Origin of the sequence: Pseudomonas sp. NEEL19, assembly GCF_028751975.1 — a bacterium.
Lineage (GTDB): Bacteria > Pseudomonadota > Gammaproteobacteria > Pseudomonadales > Pseudomonadaceae > Aquipseudomonas > Aquipseudomonas juntendi.
Genome location: NZ_CP081491.1, coordinates 1,910,462 through 1,934,096 on the forward strand (window position 1 = coordinate 1,910,462; position 23,635 = coordinate 1,934,096).

General features: G+C 67.3%; 4 protein-coding genes. 3 read left to right on the top strand and 1 reads right to left on the bottom strand.

Annotated features, from left to right (window positions below; genetic code table 11):
• Positions 1 to 9: 9 nt before the first annotated feature.
• Genes K4A76_RS08620 through K4A76_RS08630 form a run of 3 tightly spaced genes read left to right on the top strand, consistent with a single transcriptional unit; the run spans position 10 to position 21,090 of the window.
• Positions 10 to 11,001: a non-ribosomal peptide synthetase gene (locus K4A76_RS08620; protein WP_274411946.1), complete on the top strand. Its 10,992-nt coding sequence runs from the start codon at positions 10 to 12 to the stop codon at positions 10,999 to 11,001.
• On the top strand, positions 10,998 to 20,081 hold the full coding sequence (locus tag K4A76_RS08625; RefSeq protein ID WP_443218415.1) for an amino acid adenylation domain-containing protein: 9,084 nt from the start codon (positions 10,998 to 11,000) through the stop codon (positions 20,079 to 20,081). Before K4A76_RS08620 ends, K4A76_RS08625 begins: the two co-directional genes overlap by 4 nt.
• 55 nt (positions 20,082 to 20,136) lie before the next feature.
• Positions 20,137 to 21,090 carry an alpha/beta hydrolase gene (locus K4A76_RS08630; protein WP_274411948.1) on the top strand — a complete coding sequence of 318 codons (954 nt, stop codon included), beginning with the start codon at positions 20,137 to 20,139 and terminating at the stop codon, positions 21,088 to 21,090.
• A gap of 87 nt (positions 21,091 to 21,177) precedes the next feature.
• Here K4A76_RS08630 and K4A76_RS08635 read toward each other — a convergent pair whose 3' ends face one another.
• Positions 21,178 to 23,604, bottom strand: a complete 2,427-nt coding sequence (locus K4A76_RS08635; protein ID WP_274411949.1) for a TonB-dependent siderophore receptor — start codon at positions 23,602 to 23,604, stop codon at positions 21,178 to 21,180.
• Positions 23,605 to 23,635 lie beyond the last annotated feature (31 nt).

The window sequence follows — 23,635 nt, forward strand, 5'->3', positions numbered from 1 at the left end:
GGACACGGCATGCAGCAACTAATCGAATCGGTAAGCGCGCTTTCTTCCGAGAAGCGCAAAGCCTTGGCGATTCTGCTGAGTCAGAAGGGGGTCAATCTTTATGGCATCGCGCCTATTTTCCGGCGTGATGCCAACGAGCCCCTTCGGCTGTCCTATGCCCAGGAACGTCAGTGGTTCCTATGGAACCTGGAGCCGCACAGCGCGGCGTATCACATCCCCACGGCGCTGCGCTTGCGCGGCACCCTGGACATGGCCGCGCTGCAGCGCAGCTTCGCGACGCTGATCGAGCGTCACGAAGTACTGCGCAGCGTGTTCGTCGAGGTCGACGGGCAGTTGCTGCAGCAGGTTCGTGCGCCGTTCGCGCTGCCGCTGCCGGTGCAGGTACTGCCCGATGCCGGGCAACTGGAACAGGCAGTGGCGGCGGAGATCGCCGAGCTCTTCGACCTGGGCGAAGGGCCGTTGCTGCGCGCACGTTTGCTGCAGGTGAGCGAAGAAGACCATGTGCTGGTATTGACCCAGCACCACATCATTTCCGACGGCGCCTCGATGCAGTTGATGGTCGAGGAGCTGATCGACTGCTATGCCGCGTTCAGTCGTGGCCAGCAGCCCGAGCTGCCGGCGCTGCCGATCCAGTACGCCGACTATGCATTGTGGCAGCGCCAATGGATGGAGGCTGGCGAGCGCGAGCGCCAATTGGCCTACTGGACCACCCGCCTGGGCGGCGAGCAGCCGGTGCTGGAGCTGCCGCTGGATCGTCCGCGGCCAGCGCTGCAGAGCTGGCGTGGTGCACGCCTGGATATCGAACTGTCGGCCGAGCTGGGCAAGGGTTTGCAAGAGGTGGCGCGGCAGCAAGGGGCGACCCTGTACATGGTCCTGCTGGCGTCGTTCCAGGTGCTGTTGCACCGCTACAGCCGACAGCGCGATATCCGTGTCGGCGTGCCGATCGGCAACCGCAACCGCGCCGAGACCGAGCGCCTGATCGGCTTCTTCGTCAATACCCAGGTACTCAGCGCCGAAGTCGATGGTCAGGCGCCGTTCACCACATTGCTGCAACAGACCAAGGAGGCGGCGCTGGGGGCCCAGGAGCATCAGGACCTGCCGTTCGAGCAACTGGTCGAAGCCTTGGCGCCGGAGCGCAACCTCAGTCACAGTCCGTTGTTCCAGGTGCTGTTCAATCACCAGGCGCACCGTGGCGAGGGCCGGCAGGCCCATGAGCTGCCGGGGCTGCGAGTGGAATCGCTGAACTGGGAGAGCCAGACCGCGCAATTCGACCTGATGCTCGATACCCATGAAGAGCAGGGGCAGTTGTGGGCGTCGCTGACCTACGCGACCGACCTGTTTGACTGCACCACCATCGAGCGCCTGGCGGGCCACTGGCAGGCGTTGCTCGAAGGTATCGTCAGCGCCCCCGGCACGCGCGTCAGCGAGTTGCCGATGCTGAGCGCGGCGGAACGTGCCGCCACGCTGGCTGCCTGGAATACCGCCCCGGCCACCTTCACGCCGAGCCAGCCGCTGCATCGCCTGATCGAAGCCCAGGCGGCCCGCGCGCCGCAAGCGCCGGCGCTGGTCTGCGAAGGCGAACAGTTGAGCTATGCCGAGCTGAACCGCCGGGCCAACCAGGTCGCCCATGCGCTGATTGCCCGAGGCGTCGGCCCGGACGTGCTGGTGGGCCTGGCCGCACCGCGCTCGCTGGAGATGGTGGTCGGCCTGCTGGCCATCCTCAAGGCCGGTGGCGCCTACGTGCCGCTGGACCCGGCCTACCCGCTGGAGCGCCTGCACTACATGATCGAGGACAGCGGCCTGCAGTTGCTGCTCGGCCAGGGCGACCTCGGGCTGAGCCTGGCGCCGAACGTGCAAGTGCTGGACCTGGCCGCCGACTACACCGACTACGCAGGCTTGGCCGAGGTCAACCCGAACGTCGCGGTGGGCCTGGATAACCTGGCCTATGTCATCTACACCTCCGGCTCCACCGGCAAGCCGAAGGGCACCTTGCTGCCGCACCGCAACGTGCTGCGCCTGTTCGAGGCCACAAACGGCTGGTTCGGCTTCGGCCCGCAGGACTGCTGGACGCTGTTCCACTCCTACGCCTTCGACTTCTCGGTATGGGAGCTGTTCGGCGCCTTGCTGCATGGTGGCCGCCTGGTGATCGTGCCGCAGGATGTCAGCCGTTCGCCGGAGGCCTTCTACCAACTGCTGTGCGAGCAGCGGGTGACCGTGCTCAACCAGACGCCGTCGGCGTTCCGCCAGCTGATGCAGGTGGCCTGTGCCGAAGGCCAGCGCAGCGACCAGCAGCTGCGCTACGTGGTATTTGGCGGCGAGGCGCTGGAGGTCGGCAGCCTGCGCCCGTGGTTCGAGCGCTTCGGCGATCGTGCGCCGCAACTGGTCAACATGTACGGCATCACCGAAACCACGGTGCACGTGACCTACCGTCCATTGTCGCTGGCTGACCTGGCGCAGGGCGCGTCGAGCCCGATTGGCGTGCCGATCCCGGACCAGAGCCTGTACGTGCTCGACAGCGACCTCAACCCGGTGGCTGCCGGCTGTGTCGGCGAGCTGTACGTCGGCCGCCAGGGCCTGGCGCGTGGCTACCTCAAGCGCGCCGGGCTCAGCGCCACGCGCTTCATTCCCGACCCGTTCGGCGACAGCGGGGCGCGGCTGTACCGCAGTGGCGACCTGGCCCGCTGGCGCGCCGATGGGGTGATCGAGTACGTCGGGCGGATGGACCATCAGGTGAAGATCCGTGGCTTCCGCATCGAGCTGGGCGAGATCCAGGCGCGGCTGCAGGCGCTGCCCCAGGTGCGTGAGGCCGTGGTGCTGGCCCAGGAGGGGCCGAGCGGCACCCAGCTGGTCGGCTACCTGGTGGCCGGGCAAGCGGTGGCCGACCAGGCGGTCTGGCGCGAGGCGGTCAAGGCCGCGCTGCGCGAGGACCTGCCGGAGTACATGGTGCCGGCGCACCTGCTGTTGCTCGAGCGCATGCCGTTGACCGCCAACGGCAAGCTCGACCGCCGCGCCTTGCCGGCGGCGGATGCCAGCCTGCTGCAACAGGCCTATGTAGCCCCGCAAAGCGAAATGGAACAGCGCATTGCTGCTGTCTGGGCCGAGGTGCTGCGTCTGGAGCGGGTCGGCTTGAGCGACAACTTCTTCGAGTTGGGTGGCGACTCGATCATTTCCATCCAGGTGGTCAGCCGTGCCCGTCAGGCCGGTATTCATTTCACCCCCAAGCAGCTGTTCCAGCACCAGACCGTGCAGGGCCTGGCCCGTGTGGCGCGCGAGGGCGGCGCGGCGCCGCGTATCGACCAGGGCGCGGTGCAGGGCGGCATGCCGCTGCTGCCGGTACAGCAGTGGTTCTTCGGCGAAGTGACCGACCAGGCGCACCACTGGAACCAGTCAGTGCTGCTGCGTCCCACTCGGGTCTTGCAGGCGGCCACCGTCGAGGCGGCCTTGCAGGCTCTGCTGGTGCAGCACGATGCGTTGCGCCTGCGCTTTACCCGCGAGCAGGGGCAGTGGCAGGCCAGTCACGGTCAGCCTGGCCAGGCCAAGGACCTGCTCTGGCAGCGGCAGGCCGCCGACCAGGACGCGCTGCTGGCACTGTGTGAAGCGGCGCAACGCAGCCTGAGCCTGGAAGGGCCGCTGCTGCGTGCTGTGCTGGTCGGCATGGGTGACGGCAGCCAACGCTTGCTGCTGGTGATCCACCACCTGGTCATCGACGGCGTGTCCTGGCGCGTGCTGTTCGAGGACCTGCAACAGGCCTGCGCGCAACTGGATGCGCAGCAGCCTGTGCGGCTGCCGGCAAAAACCAGTGCCTACAAGGCCTGGGCCGAGCGGTTGGGGGAGCACGCCCATAGTGACGCCATGGCGCGCGAGCTGGCCTGGTGGCAAGGCCAGCTGGCCGATGCTCCGCAGGACCTGCCGTGCGCCAATCCGGCCGGCGGCCAGCAGAACCGCCATGCCCGCAGCCTGCATACGCGGCTGGACAGCGAGCTCACCCGGCAGTTGCTGCAGCAGGCCCCGGCGGCTTACCGCACCCAGGTCAACGACCTGCTGCTGACCGCGCTGGCCCGGGTGGTGTGCCGCTGGAGCGCGCAGCACACCGCGCTGATCCAACTTGAAGGGCATGGCCGCGAAGACCTGTTCGACGACATCGACCTGACTCGCACCGTCGGCTGGTTCACTACCTTGTTCCCGCTGGCCCTCACGCCTGCGCAGGACCTGGCGGGCTCGATCAAGGCGGTCAAGGAGCAACTGCGCGCCGTCCCCGCCAAGGGCATCGGCTACGGCATGCTCCGCCACCTGGGCGATGCGGCGGTGCAGGCCGGTCTTGCCGCGTTGCCGGTGCCGCGTATCACCTTCAACTATCTGGGGCAGTTCGATGGCAGTTTCGACGCCGAGCAGGGTGCACTGTTCGTCCCGGTCGGCGAGCCGCGCGGCGAGGAGCAGAGCCCGGCGGCGCCGCTGGGCAACTGGCTGATGCTCAATGGGCAGGTCTACGGTGGTGAACTGACCATCGCCTGGACCTACAGCCACGAGATGTTCTCTGCGGCCACGGTCCAGGCCTTGGCCGATGACTACGCTGCCGAGCTGAAGGCGCTCATTGCCCATTGCTGCGACCCGCACCATGCCGGTGTCACGCCCTCGGACTTCCCGCTGGCACGCCTGGATCAGGCGCACCTCGACCAGTTGCTGGACGATCCGCGCGCGGTCGAGGATGTCTATCCGTTGTCGCCGATGCAACAGGGCATGCTGTTCCATAGCCTGTATGGCCAGGGCAACGGCGACTATATCAACCAGATGCGGGTGACCGTGGAAGGCTTGCAGGTCGAGCGTTTCCGTGCAGCCTGGCAGGCGTCGGCCGATGCCCAGCCGATCCTGCGCAGTCGCTTCGCCTGGGAAGGTGACATCGGCCAGCCGCTGCAGATCGTCCAGCGCCAGGTCCAGGTGCCGTTCGACTACCTCGACTGGCATGCCGAGGCCGAGCCTGGCGCACGCCTGGACGCCCTGGCCGAGGCCGAGCGCGCACGTGGTTTCGACCTGCGTGAGGCGCCGTTGCTGCGTATGACCGTGGTGCGCACCGGCGAGCAATGCTTCGAGCTGATCTACACCAACCATCACATTCTCATGGACGGCTGGAGCAACTCCCAGTTGATGGGGGAAGTGCTGCAGCGTTATGCCGGCCAGGCGCCGGCCCAGGCCGGGCGTTACCGCGACTACATCGACTGGTTGCAGCGCCAGGATCCGGCGCTCAGCGAAGCGTTCTGGCGCGAGCGCCTGGCCGAGCTGGAGGCGCCCACACGTTTGGCCCAGGGCCTGCAAGCCGAGCCTGGCAGCGGGTACGCCAGCCATGTGCGGCTGGTCGACGCCGAGCGCACGCAGCGCCTGGAAGCCTTCGCCCGCCAGCAGAAGGTCACTGTCAACACCCTGCTGCAAGCAGCCTGGCTACTGCTGTTGCAGCGCTACAGCGGGCAGGCCACGGTGGCCTTCGGCGCCACTGTGGCGGGCCGGCCGCTGGAGCTGCCGGGTATCGAGCAGCAGATCGGTCTGTTCATCAATACCCTGCCGGTGATCGCCACCCCACAGCCGGCCCAGTCCGTGGCCGACTGGCTGCAGGCAGTGCAGGCGCTCAACCTTGGCTTGCGTGAGCATGAGCACACGCCCTTGTTCGATATCCAGCGCTGGGCCGGGCAGGGCGGTGACGCGCTGTTCGACAGCCTGCTGGTGTTCGAGAACTACCCGGTGGCCGAGGCCCTGGAGCGTGGCGCGCCACAGGAGTTGCGCTTCGGCAGCGTCGACAGTCGCGAGCAGACCAACTACCCGCTGACCCTGGGCGTGAACCTGGGCGGTACCCTGGAGCTGCACTACAGCTTCATGCGTGCCCATTTCGATGAGGCGGCCATTGTCCGCCTGGACCAGCAACTGGTCGGCCTGATGGAGCAGTTCAGCCAGGCGCCCGCTGCGGCGTTGGGCAACCTGAGCCTGCTCGATAGCCAGGCCCGGCAGGCTTTGGCCGTGGCCAACGCGCCGCAGCCATGGCAGGACGGCTTGCTGGTGCACCAACGCATCGCGGCCCAGGCCGCGCGCCGGCCTCAGGCTCCAGCGGTACTGTTCGGTGACCAGGTGCTGGACTTCGCCAGCCTGGAGCGTCAGGCCAACCAACTGGCCCATCGCCTGGTCGCCGAAGGCGTAGGCGCCGAGATCCGTGTCGGCGTGGCCTTGCCCCGTGGGCCGCAGGTGATCGTGGCCTTGCTCGCCGTGCTCAAGGCCGGTGGCGCCTATGTGCCGCTGGACGCCAGCTATCCGGCCGAGCGCCTGGCCTACCTGATGCAGGACTCTGGTATCGCCCTGTTGCTCAGCGACTCGACGTTGCGCGGGCAACTGCCGCTGCCGGCGGCGTTGGCTGCCCTCTATCTCGACCAGCTCGACCTGGCCGCACAGCCGACCCATGCGCCGCGAACAGTCGTGCAGCCGCAGAGCCTGGCCTATGTGATCTACACCTCCGGTTCCACCGGCAAGCCCAAGGGTGTGTGCGTCGAGCACGGCCCGCTGGCGATGCACTGCGAAGCCATCGGCCGGCGCTATGCCATGGTCGAGGACGATTGCGAGCTGCACTTCATGTCGTTTGCCTTCGACGGCGCTCATGAGCGCTGGCTCACCGCGTTGACCCATGGCAGCCGCCTGCTGTTGCGGGATGACAGCCTCTGGGAGCCAGGCCAGACCTGCGCGCGCATGCGTGAGCACGGCGTGACCGTGGCGGCGTTCCCGCCAGCGTACCTGTTGCAGATAGCCGAGCACGTCGAGCTGCATGGCCAGGCGCCGAAGGCGCGCATTTACTGCTTCGGCGGCGACGCGGTGCCGCGTGACAGCTATCAGCGCGTGCATGCCGCCCTGGCGCCGGAGCACATCATCAATGGCTACGGCCCGACCGAGACGGTGGTGACCCCGCTGATCTGGAAAGCCGACCGCGCGACCGACTGCGGCGCTGCCTACGCACCGATCGGCACGCGTATCGGCGACCGTCGCACCTACGTGCTGGCCGCCGACCTGAGCCTGCTGCCAGCCGGCCTGCAGGGTGAGCTGTACCTTGGTGGCCATGGGCTGGCCCGTGGCTACCTGGACCGGCCGGGCATGACCGCCGAGCGCTTCGTGCCCGACCCGCATGGCGAGCCGGGCGCGCGCCTGTACCGCAGTGGCGACCTGGTACGCGAGCGCCGCGATGGCGTGTTCGACTACCAGGGGCGCGTGGACAACCAGGTGAAAATTCGCGGTTTCCGCGTTGAACTGGGCGAAGTCGAGGCCCGCCTGCTGGCCCAGGCGGGTGTGCGCGATGCCGCCGTGGTCGCCCGGCCAGGCCCGAGCGGCCAGCAGTTGGTCGGTTATGTGGTGGCGTCGCAGCCAGGTCAGGCTGATGCCGCGTGGTGCGACGCGCTCAGGGCGAGCCTGCGCGACGTGCTGCCGGACTATATGGTTCCGGCGCATGTCCTGGCGCTTGCCAGCATGCCGCTGACCCCCAACGGCAAGCTTGACCGCAAGGCGCTGCCCCAACCTGAGGCCGGTCAGTCCCGACAGGATCACCAGCCACCGCGTACCGCGCTGGAGCAGACGGTGGCGGCGATCTGGGCCGATGTGCTCAAGCTGCCGCAGGTGGGCTTGCACGATCACTTCTTCGAGCTGGGTGGTCATTCGTTGCTGGCCACCCAGGTCGTCGCCCGGGTGCGTCACGCTTTGCAGGTCGAGGTGGCGCTGCGCACCTTGTTCGAGCATGGCACCCTGCAAGCGTTCTGCGCCCAGCTGTCTGAGTCTGCCAACGCAGCGGTTCCCGCCATCGGCCTGGCCGATCGCTCGCGGGCGCTGGCCTTGTCCTATGCCCAGGAGCGTCAGTGGTTCCTCTGGCAGCTGGCCCCGGACAGCGCCGCCTACCATATTCCGGTGGCCCTGCGCCTGCGCGGGGCATTGCGTGTCGAAGCCCTGCGCCGGGCGTTCGAACACCTGGTGGCGCGGCACGAGAGCCTGCGCACGGTGTTCGTGCATGCACAGGGGCGTACCGAGCAGGTGATACAGGCGCCGTATGCCTTCGAGCTGCCGCTAGAGGTGCTGGCCGATGCCAGCGATGCCGCGCTGCTGCCGCGGGTGGAACAGGAGGTCGCACGGCCGTTCGACCTCGCGCAGGGCCCGCTGCTGCGCGCCTGCCTGTTGCGCCAGGGCCGCGATGAACATGTGCTGGTGCTGGTGATGCATCACATCGTCAGCGATGGTGTGTCGATGCAGGTCATGGTCGACGAACTGGTGGCCCTGTACGACGCCTTTGACCAGGGGCAGGCACCGCGCCTTGCGCCGCTGCCGATCCAGTACGCTGACTATGCCGCCTGGCAGCGCCAGTGGATGGACGCTGGTGAGCGTGAGCGGCAGCTGACCTATTGGGTCGAACGCCTGGGTGGCACCCAGCCTGTGCTCGAACTGCCGCTGGATCACCCGCGCCCGGCGATGCGCAGCCAAGCCGGTGCCAGTTTGACGCTGGCCCTGCCCGGTGAGCTGCAGCAGGCGTTGCGTGCACTGGCCAGGCAACAGGGGGTGACGCTGTTCATGCTGTTGCTGGCGGCTTACCAGACGTTGCTGCACCGCTACAGCGGCCAGTCCGACATCCGTGTCGGTGTGCCGATCGCCAACCGCAACCATGCCCGCACCGAAGGCATGATCGGCTTCTTCGTCAACACCCAGGTGCTCAAGGCCGAGTTCGCGCCGCAGGCGACCTTTGCCGCGCTGCTGGGCCAGGTGCGCCAGGCGGCGCTGGAGGCCCAGGCCTACCAGGACCTGCCGTTCGAGCAACTGGTCGAGGCCCTGGCGCCGGAGCGCAACCTCAGCCACAGCCCGCTGTTCCAGGCACTGTTCAACTACCAGAGCGGCGCACGCCGTGGCCAGGGCGCGCAACAAGCGCATGCCTTGAGCGTCGAAGGGCTGCAATGGGATACCGGTGTCGCTCAGTTCGACCTGACCTTGGATGTGTTCGACAGCGAAGAGGGCATGCTGGCCTCGTTGGTGTATGCCACCGACCTGTTCGAGCGCTCGACCATCGAGCGGCTGTCCACCCACTTCATCAACCTGTTGCAAGGCATCGTCGAGCAACCGCACCAACCGGTGGCCGAACTGCCGTTGCTGGCGGCCGCCGAGCGCGAGCGCACCCTGCTCACGTGGAACGCCACCGCTGAACAGTACCCGCTGCAGCAGAGCATCCAGCAACTGATCGAAGCCCAGGTGCAGCGCACCCCGGATGCCCCGGCGCTGGCCTTCGGCGAGGTGCGCCTGAGCTACGCCCAGCTCAACGCCCGCGCCAACCGCCTGGCCCATCGCCTGATCGCCCTGGGTGTCGGCGCGGATGTGCTGGTGGGCATCGCGGTGGAGCGTTCGGTGGAGATGGTGGTCGGTTTGCTGGCCATCCTCAAGGCCGGTGGCGCCTATGTGCCGCTGGACCCGGACTACCCCGAAGACCGCCTGCGCTACATGCTCGAGGACAGCGGCGTGCAGTTGCTGCTGACCCAGAGCCACCTGCAACTGCCGCTGGCCGAAGGCGTGCAGACCCTGGCGCTGGACCTGGAGCCGGGCGCCGATGACGTGCGCAACCCGAACGTGGCGGTGGCCCCTGAAAACCTGGCGTATGTGATCTACACCTCCGGCTCCACAGGCCGGCCGAAAGGCGCGGGCAACCGCCATTCGGCCCTGGTCAACCGACTGTGCTGGATGCAACAGGCCTACCGGCTGGATGCCCGCGACAGCGTGTTGCAGAAAACGCCGTTCAGCTTCGACGTGTCGGTATGGGAGTTCTTCTGGCCCTTGATGACCGGTGCGCGGCTGGTGGTTGCCGCGCCAGGTGATCACCGCGACCCGGCCCGCCTGGTCGAGCTAATCACCAGCGAAAACATCACCACGCTGCACTTCGTGCCGTCGATGCTCCAGGCGTTCCTGCAAGACAGCGGCGTGCCGCGCTGCACGAGCCTTGCGCGCATCGTCTGCAGTGGCGAAGCACTGCCGGCCGATGCCCAGCAGCAGGTGTTCGCCAAGCTGCCGAAGGCGGGCCTGTACAACCTGTATGGCCCGACCGAGGCGGCCATCGACGTGACCCACTGGACCTGCCGCGAGGAAGGGCGGGACAGCGTGCCGATCGGCGAGCCGATCGCCAACCTGGCCTGCTACATCCTCGATGCCGAGCTGCAACCGGTGCCGGTGGGGGTGCTGGGCGAGCTGTACCTGGCCGGCGCAGGCCTGGCGCGCGGTTACCACCGCCGCCCGGGGCTGACTGCCGAGCGTTTCGCCGTGAGCCCATACGGCAATGGCGAGCGCATGTACCGCACCGGTGACCTGGCGCGCTACCGCGCGGATGGGGTGATCGAGTACGCCGGGCGTATCGACCACCAGGTCAAGCTGCGTGGCCTGCGCATCGAACTGGGTGAGATCGAGGCGCGTCTGCTGGAGCACGACCTGGTGCGTGAAGCCGTGGTGACGGTGCCGGACGGCAAGCAGTTGGTCGGTTATGTGGTGCTGGCCGGCGAGGCCGCCGATTGGCAGGCACAACTGGCCGAGCACCTGCGCCGTGGCCTGCCGGACTACATGGTGCCGAACCAGTGGCTGGCACTGGACAGCCTGCCGCTGTCGCCCAATGGCAAGCTCGACCGCAAGGCCTTGCCTGCCGTGGATGCTGCGCAATCGCAGCGTGCCTACGTGGCGCCGCAGAGTGAACTGGAACAACAGGTCGCGGCGATCTGGGCGCAGGTGCTCGGGCTTGAGCGGGTCGGCCTGGCGGACAACTTCTTCGAACTGGGCGGGCATTCCCTGCTGGTGATCAATATCGTGTCGCGTATTCAACTCGAACTGGGGCTGAAACTGGTCCCGCAGCTGCTGTTCCAATACCCGGTGCTCGGTGCACTGGTGGCGCAACTGCAAGCCACCGGCGCACAGGTGCAGGATGCGACCCTGAGCCGTCTGGAAGGCCTGCTCGACGACATGGAGGGGCTGTGATGGACAGTACCGTTGCCGCGCGGATCGCTCGCCGCTTCATCACCTTGCCCCTGGACAAGCGTGCGCTGTACCTGGAGAAGATGCTGGCCGAGGGCGTGTCCCCGGCCAACCTGCCGATCCCCGAGGTGCAGTCGGCCTTCGAGCAACTGCCGCTGTCCTTCGCCCAGGAGCGCCAGTGGTTCCTCTGGCAGCTGGAGCCGCACAGCAGTGCCTATCACATCCCCATGGCCCTGCGGCTGCGCGGCCGGCTGGATCGCCAAGCGCTGCAAGGTGCCTTCGAGCGGTTGGTGGAACGGCATCAGACGCTGCGCACCCGCTTCGTCTTCGACCAGACGCGCCCATTGCAGGTGATCGACCCCGGGGCCGGGTTGGCTATCGCCCATGAGGTGGTCGGGCCGCTGGACTTGGCACAACTGGAGGCCCGGGTGGCCGAGGAAACCCGCCACCCGTTCGACCTCGAGGCGGGGCCGCTGCTGCGGGTCCGCCTGCTGGAGCTGGCGCCCGACGACCATGTGCTGGTACTGACTCAGCACCATATCGTTTCCGATGGCGTGTCGATGCAGGTGATGGTCGGCGAGCTGATCGCCCTGTATGCCGGCTTGAGCCTCGGCCAGGCGCCGACGCTGGCGCCGCTGCCGATCCAGTACGCCGACTATGCCCTGTGGCAGCGCCACTGGATGGAGGCGGGCGAGCGTGATCGCCAGCTGGCCTACTGGACCGAGCGCCTGGGCGCGCAGCAACCGGTGCTGGAACTGCCGCTGGATCACGCGCGGCCGGCGCAGCCCAGCTACCGTGGCGCGCGCTGCAACCTGCAACTGCCGGCGGCCTTGAGTCATGCCCTGCACGCCTTGGCCCGGGCCGAGGGTGGCACCTTGTTCATGCTGCTGCTGGCGGCATTGCATGCGTTGTTGCACCGCTACAGCGGCCAGCACGATATCCGCATCGGGGTGCCCAGCGCCAACCGCAACCGGGTCGAGACCGAAGGGCTGATCGGTTACTTCGTCAACACTCAGGTGATTCGTGCCCAGGTCGCCGGCGAGCAGCCCTTCGTCGAATTGTTACGCCAGGTGCGCCAGCACGCGTTGGATGCCCAGGCCTATCAGGAGCTGCCGTTCGAGCAACTGGTCGAGGCCCTGGCGCCGGAGCGCACCCTGGGGCTCAACCCGCTGTTTCAGGTGATGTTCAACCACCAAGCGGCCGGCCGTGGCGGGGCGACCAGCGCGCGCCTGGGCGACCTGCAGATCGAAGGCGTGGACAGTGTCACCGAAGTGGCCCAACTGGACCTGACCCTGGAGACCCGCGAATCGCCAGAGGGATTGGAGGCGTCGTTCATCTATGCCACCGACCTGTTCGAGCGCTCGACCATCGAGCGGCTGTCCACCCACTTCATCAACCTGTTGCAAGGCATCGTCGAGCAACCGCACCAACCGGTGGCCGAACTGCCATTGCTGGCGGCCGCCGAGCGCGAGCGCACCCTGGTCACGTGGAACGCCACCGCTGAACAGTACCCGCTGCAGCAGAGCATCCAGCAACTGATCGAAGCCCAGGTGCAGCGCACCCCGGATGCCCCGGCGCTGGCCTTCGGCGAGGTGCGCCTGAGCTACGCCCAGCTCAACGCCCGCGCCAACCGCCTGGCCCATCGCCTGATCGCCCTGGGTGTCGGCGCGGATGGGCTGGTGGGCATCGCGGTGGAGCGTTCGGTGGAGATGGTGGTCGGCCTGCTGGCCATCCTCAAGGCCGGTGGCGCCTACGTGCCGCTGGACCCGGAATACCCCGAAGACCGCCTGCGCTACATGCTCGAGGACAGCGGCGTGCAGCTGCTGCTGACCCAGAGCCACCTGCAACTGCCGCTGGCCGAAGGCGTGCAGACCCTGGCGCTGGACCTGGAGCCGGGCGCCGATGACGTGCGCAACCCGAACGTGGCGGTGGCCCCTGAAAACCTGGCGTATGTGATCTACACCTCCGGCTCCACAGGCCGGCCGAAAGGCGCGGGCAACCGCCATTCGGCCCTGGTCAACCGACTGTGCTGGATGCAACAGGCCTACCGGCTGGATGCCCGCGACAGCGTGTTGCAGAAAACGCCGTTCAGCTTCGACGTGTCGGTATGGGAGTTCTTCTGGCCCTTGATGACCGGTGCGCGGCTGGTGGTTGCCGCGCCGGGTGATCATCGCGACCCGGCCCGCCTGGTCGAGCTGATCACCAGCGAAAACATCACCACGCTGCACTTCGTGCCGTCGATGCTGCAGGCGTTCCTGCAAGACAGCGGCGTGCCGCGCTGCACGAGCCTTGCGCGCATCGTCTGCAGTGGCGAAGCGCTGCCGGTCGATGCCCAGCAGCAGGTGTTCGCCAAGCTGCCGAAGGCGGGCCTGTACAACCTGTACGGCCCGACCGAGGCGGCCATCGACGTGACCCACTGGACCTGCCGTGAGGAAGGGCGGGACAGCGTGCCGATCGGCGAGCCGATCGCCAACCTGGCCTGCTACATCCTCGATGCCGAGCTGCAACCGGTGCCGGTGGGCGTGCTGGGCGAGCTGTACCTGGCCGGCGCAGGCCTGGCGCGCGGTTACCACCGCCGCCCAGGGCTGACCGCCGAGCGTTTCGCCGTGAGCCCATACGGCAATGGCGAGCGCATGTACCGCACCGGTGACCTGGCGCGCTACCGCGCGGACGGGGTGATCGAGTACGCCGGGCGTATCGACCACCAGGTCAAGCTGCGTGGCCTGCGCATCGAGCTGGGTGAGATCGAGGCGCGTCTGCTGGAGCACGACCTGGTGCGTGAAGCCGTGGTGACGGTGCCGGACGGCAAGCAGCTGGTCGGTTATGTGGTGCTGGCCGGCGAGGCCGCCGATTGGCAGGCACAACTGGCCGAGCACCTGCGCCGCGGCCTGCCGGACTACATGGTGCCGAACCAGTGGCTGGCACTGGACGGCCTGCCGCTGTCGCCCAACGGCAAGCTCGACCGCAAGGCCTTGCCTGCCGTGGATGCTTCCCTTGTGCAAAAGGTCTACGAGGCCCCGGCCAATGCGCGTGAGCACCGCCTGGCCGCAGTCTGGGCTGATGTGTTGCGCCTTGAACGGGTCGGGGTGAACGACAACTTCTTCGAGCTTGGAGGCGATTCCATTGTCTCGATTCAGGTCGTCGGACGTGCGCGCCAGCAGGGCCTGCACTTCACGCCCAAGGAGCTGTTCCAGCACCAGACCGTGCGCGGCCTGGCAGCGGTGCTGCGCGAAGGCGAGGGCGCGGTGAAGGCCGAGCAGGGGCCGCAGGTCGGGAGTATGCCGTTGCTGCCGTTCCAGCAGTGGTTCTTCGCCCAGCGCATGAGCGAGCCGCAGCACTGGAACCAGTCGCTGTTGTTGCGCGGCACCGAAACGGTGGATGCCGCCGCATTGGAGCAGGCGCTGCTGGCACTGTACGCCCAGCACGACGCCCTGCGCCTGCGCTTTGCCGACGGCAGCGCCGAGCACGGTCCGCTGCAACCGGCCCAGCCGTTGCTGTGGCGTGCCTCACTGCGCAGCGCCGAGGAAATCGAGGCGACCTGCGAAGAGGCCCAGCGTAGCCTGGACCTGGCCCAGGGCCCGCTGTTGCGTGCAGTGCTGATCGAGCTGGCCGACGGTGGTCAGCGCCTGCTGCTGGTGATCCACCACCTGGTGGTCGATGGCGTGTCCTGGCGCGTGCTGCTGGAAGACCTGCACGATGCCTACCGCCAGGCCCTGGCGGGCAGCACGCCGAAACTGCCGGCCAAGACCAGCGCCTTCAAGGCCTGGGGCGAACGCCTGCAGCAGCATGCCGCAAGCCTGGACAACGAGCTGGCCTACTGGCAAGGGCAACTGGCCGGTGCGCCGCAGGGCCTGCCCGAGGCCGAGCCGGGCGCCAGCGTGCAGAACCGTCACCGCCAGAGCGTGCAGGCACGCCTGGGTGCCGAGCTGACCCGGCGCTTGCTGCAACAGGCCCCGGCGGCCTACCGCACCCAGGTCAACGACCTGCTGCTGACTGCCTTGGCCCGGGTGGTGTGCCGCTGGAGCGGCGCCGATTCGGCGCTGGTGGAGCTGGAAGGGCATGGCCGCGAAGACCTGTTCGACGACATCGACCTGAGCCGTACGGTGGGCTGGTTCACCAGCGCCTACCCGGTGCGGCTGACCCCGGCCGCCGAGCTTGGCGCCTCGATCAAGCAGGTCAAGGAACAGCTGCGCGGCGTGCCGCACAAAGGCATCGGTTTCGGTGTTTTGCGCTACCTGGGCGACGAGGCTGCGCGCACGTGCCTGGCCGAGCTGCCGGTGCCGCGCATCACTTTCAACTACCTGGGCCAGCTCGATGGCCAGTTCGATGAGCGGGCGCTGTTCGTGCCGGCCGCCGAAAGCGCAGGTGAGGAGCAGAGCCCGCTGGCGCCGCTGGGCAACTGGCTGGTGCTCAATGGCCAGGTGTATGGCGGCGAGCTGAGCCTGGCGTTCAGCTTCAGCGGGCAGATGTTCGCCCGCGCGACCATCGAGCGGCTGGCGCGGGCCTACGAGGCGGAGCTGGCGGCGCTGGTCGAGCACTGCCAGGCACCGCAAGGGCTGACGCCGTCGGACTTCCCGCTGGCGGGCCTGAGCCAGGCGCAACTCGACGCACTGCCGGTGGCGGTGGCCGAAATCGAAGACATCTACCCACTGTCGCCAATGCAGCAGGGCATGCTGTTCCACAGCCTGTCCGACGCAGGCGACGACCTGTACGTCAACCAGCTCAGCCTGCCGGTCGCGGGGCTCGAGCAAGAGCGCTTCCGCGCCGCCTGGCAGCATGTGATCGGCCGTCACGAGATCCTGCGTACGTCCTTCCACTGGGAAGGCGGCCAGAGCGCGCCGTTGCAGGTGGTGCACCGTCACGTCGACGTGGCGATGACCGTGCTCGACTGGCGGGCACGAACCTTTACCGCCGCCGACCTTGAGGCGGTCGCCCGCGCGCAGCGTGGCTTCGACCTCGGCCAGGTGCCGCTGCAACGCCTGTTGCTGGTGCGCACGGGCGACGCCGAGCACCAGTTGGTGTGGACCAGCCACCATATCCTCATGGACGGCTGGAGCAGCTCGCAGTTGTTCGGCGAGGTGCTGCAGCACTACGCCAGCGGTGAAGTGACCGGCGACAGCGGCCGCTACCGTGACTTCATCGCCTGGTTGCAGGCGCAGGATCAGGGGCGCCTGCAGGACTACTGGCAGGGCCGTCTGCGCCTGCTCGACGCGCCGACCCAACTGAGCCAGTCGATTCACCCGCGGCACACTGCCGACCTGCCGGGGCACGAGGCGTTGTACACCCGTTGGGACGCCCAGCGCACCGCCGCCTTGCAGCAGCACTGCCGGGCCCAGGGCATTACCGCCAACACCCTGATCCAGGGCGCCTGGCTGTTGCTGCTGCAGCGTTACACCGGCCAGCGCAGCGTGGCCTTCGGCGCTACGGTGGCCGGTCGCCCCGAGAGCCTGGCCAACGCGCAGCACATGCTTGGCCTGTTCATCAACACCTTGCCGGTGATCCAGACCCTCGAGCCGACACAACGCCTGGATCAGTGGCTGCAGCAGCTGCAGGCCGACAACCTGGACCTGCGCGAGCACGCCCATGCGCCGCTGGCTGACATCCAGCGTTGGTCGGGGCAGGGTGGCCAGGCCCTGTTCGACAGTATCATCGTGTTCGAGAACTACCCCATCGACCAACGCCTGGAGCAGGCCCAGGGCGGCCTGCGCTTCGGCGCCTCGAGCAGCCACGACGTCACCAACTTCCCCATGGACCTGGCGGTAACCCTCGGCGAGACCCTGGCCATCGAGTACCTGTCCCTGCGTAGCCACTTCACGGCCGAGGCCGTACAGGGCATTCGCGCACTGATGGAGACCCTGCTGCAGTCGATGATCGACAGCCCTGCCGAATGCATCGGCAACCTGCAACGGCTCAGCCCGGCGCAGTCTCAGGCGCTCGACGCCTGGGGCGCGGTGCCGGCGCAGACCGGCGAGCCGGTGATGCTGGCCCAGCTGATCGCTCGCCAGGCGGCTGCGCGGCCCGAGGCCATCGCCGCCGAGTGTGCCGGCCAGAGCCTCAGCTACGCGGCGCTGGAGGCCCGTTCCGACGTGCTGGCGCGGCAACTGCTCGCCCGTGGTGCCGGCCCGGAGGTACTGGTGGGCGTAGCCCTGGAACGCTCGGTGGACATGCTGGTGGCCCTGTTGGCGGTGTTCAAGAGCGGTGCGGCTTATGTGCCGCTGGACCTGGACTACCCGGCCGAACGCCTGGCCTTCATGATCCAGGACTCCGGCATGCGCCAGCTGATCGGTCGTGCCGACCTGGGGCAGCGCCTGCCCCTGCCCGTGGGCCTGGAACCGCTCGACCCGGCGACCCTGGCGTGCGAAGCCGGTACGCCGGCCAGCGTGTTCCCGGTGCCGGGCGAGCACAGCCTGGCCTACTTGATCTACACCTCTGGCTCGACCGGTGTGCCCAAGGGCGTGGCGGTCAGCCACGGACCTTTGAGCATGCATTGCCAGGCCATCGCCGAACTCTACGAGATGCAGGCCGGCACCCGAGAGCTGCACTTCATGTCGTTCGCCTTCGACGGTGCCCACGAGCGCTGGCTAACCACGCTGGCGGTGGGCGGTACGCTGATCTTGCGCGACAACGAACTGTGGACGCCCCAGCAGACTTGCGAGGCGCTGAGCCGGGGCCGGGTCGACATCGCCTGCTTCCCGCCCGCCTACCTGAAGCAGGTGGCCGAATATGTGCAGCGCAGCGGTGTCGAGCCGCCCCCGGTGCGTATCTACTGCCTGGGCGGCGACGCCGTGCCGGAGCAGACCTTGGCCGAGGTGCGCGAGGTGCTGCGGCCACGCTACATCACCAATGGCTATGGGCCGACTGAAACGGTGGTCACGCCGATGCTCTGGAAGGCCTCGGCCGAAGAGCCCTGCGGCGCGGCCTACGCACCCATCGGCCGAGTCGTGGGGCAGCGCTCGCTACGGGTGCTGGACGATGACCTCAACCCATTGCCGGTCGGTTTTGCCGGGCAGCTGTTCATCGGTGGCCATGGCGTGGCTCGCGGCTATCACCAGCGGCCATCGATCACTGCCGAGCGGTTCGTGCCCGACCCGTTCGGTGAGCCCGGGGCGCGTTTCTACCGTTCCGGTGACCTGGTGCGCCTGCGTCAAAGCGGAATACTGGACTACGTCGGGCGTCTGGATCACCAGGTGAAGGTGCGGGGCTTCCGCATCGAGCTGGGCGAGATCGAAGCCAGCCTGCGCCAGCAACCGGGTGTCGGCGATGCCGTGGTGATCGCTCGCGACGGTGTTTCCGGCAAGCAGTTGATCGGCTACGTGGCGGCCAGCGCCGAGGTTCGCGGCGATCAGCTCAAGGCCGCCCTGGCCGAAACGCTGCCGGCCTACATGGTGCCGTTGCAGGTGATCTGCCTGGAGCGCCTGCCGGTCTCGCCCAATGGCAAGCTCGACCGCAAGGCCCTGCCGGAGCCCACCTTCGACCTGGCCAGCCATGTGCCCCCGCGCTGCGAGGAGGAACAATGGATGGCGCAGATCTGGGCCGAGGTGCTGCAGGTGGAGCAGGTGGGGATCACCGATAACTTCTTCGAGCTGGGCGGCGATTCGATTCTCAGCCTGCAGGTGATTTCGCGGGTGCGCAACCATGCGCAACTGAAACTGGAGCTCAAGCTGCGCGACCTGATGCGTTGCCAGACCATCGCCAACCTGTTCGACCAGCAGGGCGTGTCGCGGGTCAGCGGCGAGCAGCAGGCCGTGGTGGTGGAGGGCGCCTTCCCGCTGATCCCGATCCAGGAGTGGTTCTTCACCGCGCAAACCCATGCGCCGGAACACTTCAACCAGGCCTTGATCCTGCGTGCCAACCAGCCACTGGATGCGCAGGCGCTGGAGCGCACGCTGACCTGCATGCTCGGCCAGCACGATGCCCTGCGCCTGCGTTTCAGCCACGAGCAGGGGCGCTGGATCCAGCGTTACCAGCCGTTGCAGGAGTGCCTGCAGCGCCTTGGCGATGACCCGCTGCTGTGGGTGCGCGAGGTGGCCGACGAAGAAGCGCTGGAGGACCTGGCCAATGAACTGCAACGCAGCCTGGACCTGGCCCAGGGGCCACTGATGCGCGGCTTGCTGGCGACCCTGGGTAATGGCCAGGTACGCCTGCTGCTGGTGATCCACCACCTGGTGATCGACGGTGTGTCCTGGCGTGTGCTGCTGCAGGACTTGCAGGAGGCCTACCAGGCCTTGCTCGCCGACCGGGAGCCGCGGTTGCCGCAGCGCACCAGCAGCTTCGGTGAATGGGCCGCTGGCCTGGCCGGCCATGCGGTGACCCTGCGCGAACGTGAGCTCGACTACTGGGTGGCGCAGCTCGACCGCCAGGACGGGCCGCTGCGCTGTGACAACCCACGTGGCGGCAACCTCATGTGCCACCGCGAAGAGGCCGCGTTCAGCCTGGATGCGCAACGGACGGCACAGTTGCTCAAGGAGGCGCCCGCAGCCTACCAGACGCAGATCAACGACCTGCTGCTGACTGCGCTGAGCCGGGCCCTGTGCCAATGGGACGACAGTGCGTCGGCGCTGGTGCTGCTGGAAGGCCATGGCCGCGAGGATCTTTTCGAGCAACTGGACCTGAGCCGTACCCTGGGCTGGTTCACCAGCATGTATCCGGTACGCCTGAGCCCGCTGGCCGACCCCGGGGCGTCGATCGTGGCGGTTCGCGAGCAGTTGGCCCAGGTGCCCGACAAGGGCATCGGCTACGGGGTGCTGCGCCACATGGACGAACCGTGGGTGCGCGCGCGCCTGGCCGAGCTGCCGCAGGCGCAGGTCACCTTCAACTACCTGGGGCAGCTCGACCAGAGCTTCGATGCCGAGCAGGCGCTGTTCCTGCCCGCGCCGGAGAGCGTGGGCGACAGCTTCTCGCAGCAGGCGAGCCTGGCCAACTGGCTCGAAGTGGTGGGCCAGGTGTTCGACGGCAAGCTGTCGTTCCGCTGCATCTACAGCAACCGACGCTTCCGCCAGGGCACCATCACGGCCTTCATGGACCAGTTCCAGGCCGAGTTGACGCTGGTGATCGAGCACTGCCTGCAGGTCCAGGCCAACTGAATTTTCCTTCTTCTGACAGGCCGGATGCGGGTGCGTCCGGCCCAGGAACCGAGTCATGCCACTGAACCCTGAAATTGCCGAATTCCTCGACCTGGTCGACGCCAGCCCTGGCGATGGCCAGTCCATGGCCTTCCACCGCTCGACCCCCGCCCAGGCGCGCGACGCCTTCGAGCAGGCCTCCGTGCGCATGCGTTGGGAAGCGCCGCAGGTCCATAGCGAGGACCTGCATTGCCAGGCTCGTGATGGCGCCACCCTGGCGCTGCGTCTTTACCGGCCCTGCGCGCCTGCCGAGCAACCACTGCCGGTGCTGCTGTACCTGCACGGTGGTGGATTCGTGGTGGGCAGCATCGCCTCGCACGATGGCGTCTGTCGCGAGTTCTGCGCGCGCACCCCCTGCGCGGTGCTGACCGTCGATTACCGACGCGCGCCCGAGCAACGCTTTCCGGTGGCGCTCAACGACTGCGCCGATGCCTTGGCGTGGCTGGCACACAACGGGCGCGAGTGGGGGCTGGATGCCAGCCGGGTCGCCGTGGGCGGCGACAGTGTCGGCGCGACCCTGGCCAGCGTGCTGGCGATCGACGCCGCACACCTGGGTGGGCCTGTACAGCCACGGCTGCAATTGCTTTGCTATCCAGTGGCCGATGCCTCGAAGCGCTGGGAGTCGCGTACGCTGTTCGCCGAGGGCTACCTGCTGGAGAGCGCCACCCTGGAGTGGTTCTACGACCATTATGCGCGCCAGGCCGAGGACCGCTCGAACTGGCGTTTCTCGCCGCTGCTGGCCACCGGCTTGCAGGGCGTGGCGCCGGCCTACATCGGCCTGGCAGGTTTCGATCCATTGCTGGATGAAGGCCAGGCCTATGCACGTCACCTGCGCGAGCAGGGGGTAGCGGTCAGCTGCGAGGTGTTCGAGGGGTTGGTGCACGACTTTCTGCGCATGCGCTTGGTCACGGCTGAGATCGACACGGTGTATGAGAGGTTGGCGCAGGTACTGCGTGACGCCTTGAACTGATGGTTTGCACTGGATAGGGAGGGCCGCCATGCGGCCCTTTTGCGTTGCATACTACCCAGGGCCTTGCGCCCTGGGTCGTGGTTGCGGTCAGAACTTGTACTGCACGCTGGTCATGAAGTTGCGGGGCGCGCCGTACACGCCCCAGCTGTCGACGTAGGAGAAGTACTTGCGGTCGAAGACGTTGTTGAGGTTGAGCGTTGCGCTCAGGTTCCGGGTGATGTCGTAGCGCGCCATGAGGTTGGTCACGGCATAGCTGCCCTGGGTGAAGGTGTGCAGGTCCTGGCCGGTCTTGCTCTGCCAGTTCACGCCACCGCCGATGGTCAGCTTGTTGTCCAGAATGCCGGGCAGGCGATAGGTAGTGAAGGTCTTGGCGCTGTGACGGGGGGTGTTGGTAACGATGCGGTTGTCGTCGGAGTCGGTGCTGACGCTGTAGGCGTAGCCGGCGAACGCCTGCCAGCCCTCGGCCAGCTCGCCGTTGAGCTCCATCTCCACGCCCTTGGTGGTGGTGCCCTGCTCGGCGCGGTAGATGTCCGGCGCACGCTCATAGACGGCCAGGTTGTCTTGGTCGATGCGGAACAGCGCCAGGCTGGCGTTGAGTTTTTCCTCGTTGAAGCTGCCTTTCACGCCCAGCTCGTAACCGGTGCCTTCCTGTGGGTCGAGGGCCTTGTAATTCTCATCGTGCACGCCATAGGGCTGCGGGTTGAAGATCTTGGTGTAGCTGCCGTAGACCGACCAGGTGTCGTTGAGGTCGTAGACCACGCCGGCATAGGGCAGGAACACGCCGTGGCGGTTCTCGTCACTCTTGTTGTCGAGCGTCGGATCAGTCCAGTTCTGGTAGTCGCTGGTGCGTCGCCAGTCGGTGACGCGACCGCCGAGAATCACGGCCAGGTCGTCGGTCACGTGGAAGCGACCGGTCATGTAGGCGGCGTACTGGTTTTCCTGGATGTAGGTTTTGCCGATGGTGGTGGTGTCCGGGCGCGGGCCCTGGCCTTTCCAGTCCCAGACATTGTCGATGGTGCCGTCATAGCCGGTCCAGGGACCGAACCAGCCACCGTGATCCGGGGTGTTTTCGGTGTAGCGGGACAGGGTGACCCCGGTGATCAGTTCATGCTCGCGACCGAACAGGGTGAACGGGCCGGTCAGGTAGGCGTCGAGGTTGTTCTGGCGAGGCTTGCCCGACCAGCGGTTGGGGTACATGTAGGCGCCCGAGCCGTCCACCGGACTGATCTCGCCGTTCATGTAGTTGATCAGCTCGTCGAAGTCCATGACGCTGTGGCTGAGCTCGACCTTGCCGCTCCAGCCGTTGTCGAACTGATGCTCGAGGGAGGTGAAGACATTGGTCTGTTTGCGGTCGTTGTACGACCAGGTTGGCGAACTGTTCTTCGAGCGGCTGAAGTCGGTCTTGCTGCCGTCGGCGTAGCGGACCTGGAAGCCGGTGCGCAGCGGGTCGTCGACCTGGGTATTGAGGTAACTGAAACCGACGGTCAGCATGGTTGCATCGCTGAGGTCGAACTCGGAGATACCGTAGATCAGCTGCGTATCCTGCTCGAGGCGGTCGACGAAGGAGTTCTGGGTCTTGTAGTCGACCACCAGACGCCCGCGGACGTTGCCGCTGTCGGTCAGTGGGCCGGAAACGTCGAATCCGGTGCCGTAACGGTCCCAGCTGCCAGCTTCGGCGGTCACGCTGCCCTGGAAGGTCGCGGTCGGGCGCTTGCGGATCATGTTGATGGTCGCCGACGGGGTGCCGGTGCCGCTGATCAGGCCGGTGGCGCCACGCACGATTTCGACACGGTCGTACATCGCCGTGCTCTGGGTGGTGTTGTCCAGGCGCGGGGAGGTGGGAACACCGTCGATCTCGAAGTTGTTGATCTGGAAGCCGCGCGACCAGTAGGTGTCGTTCTCGGCGCCGATGCCGGTGCGCAGCACGGTGATGCCCGGGGTGGCCTCGAGCACTTCGGTCAGGTTGGTCAGCTTCTGGTCGTCCAGGCGCTGGCGGGTGACCACGGTGACCGATTGCGGCGTTTCCTTCTGGGTCAGGTTCAGGCGCGTCGAACTACTGGACATGTAGGTGGTGTACAGGCCGGAGCCTTCGGTGACCGAACCTGGCGCCATGCCCGAAATCGAGGTTGGGCTCAGCTCCAGTGCGGCCTCGCCGGCACTGGGTGGCGGTACCAGCAGGATGGTGTGGCCGTCCACGCGGTAGGACAGGCCGCTGCCCTGGAGCATGCGCTGCAGCACCTCGTCGGTCGACAGCGAGCCGGATACCGGGCTGGACTTCAGACCTTGCACCAATTCCGGGCTGTAGAGGATCTGCATCTGCGTCTGCTGACCCAATTGCTGCAGGGCGCTGGACAGCGGCTGGGCGGCGATGTTGACGGAGACCTGCTCGGCGTGGGCTGCGCTGCTCCCCAGCAGCATCAGGGCCAGCAGGGCACCCGGCAGTACCCTACGGTTCGACTGCGATGGACGTATGGCGCGTGCCAGAAGGGTCGGGGACAGGTTCGGGCGGTGCATGGGTGAAAGGAACTCCTGAGGGATGTGGGCA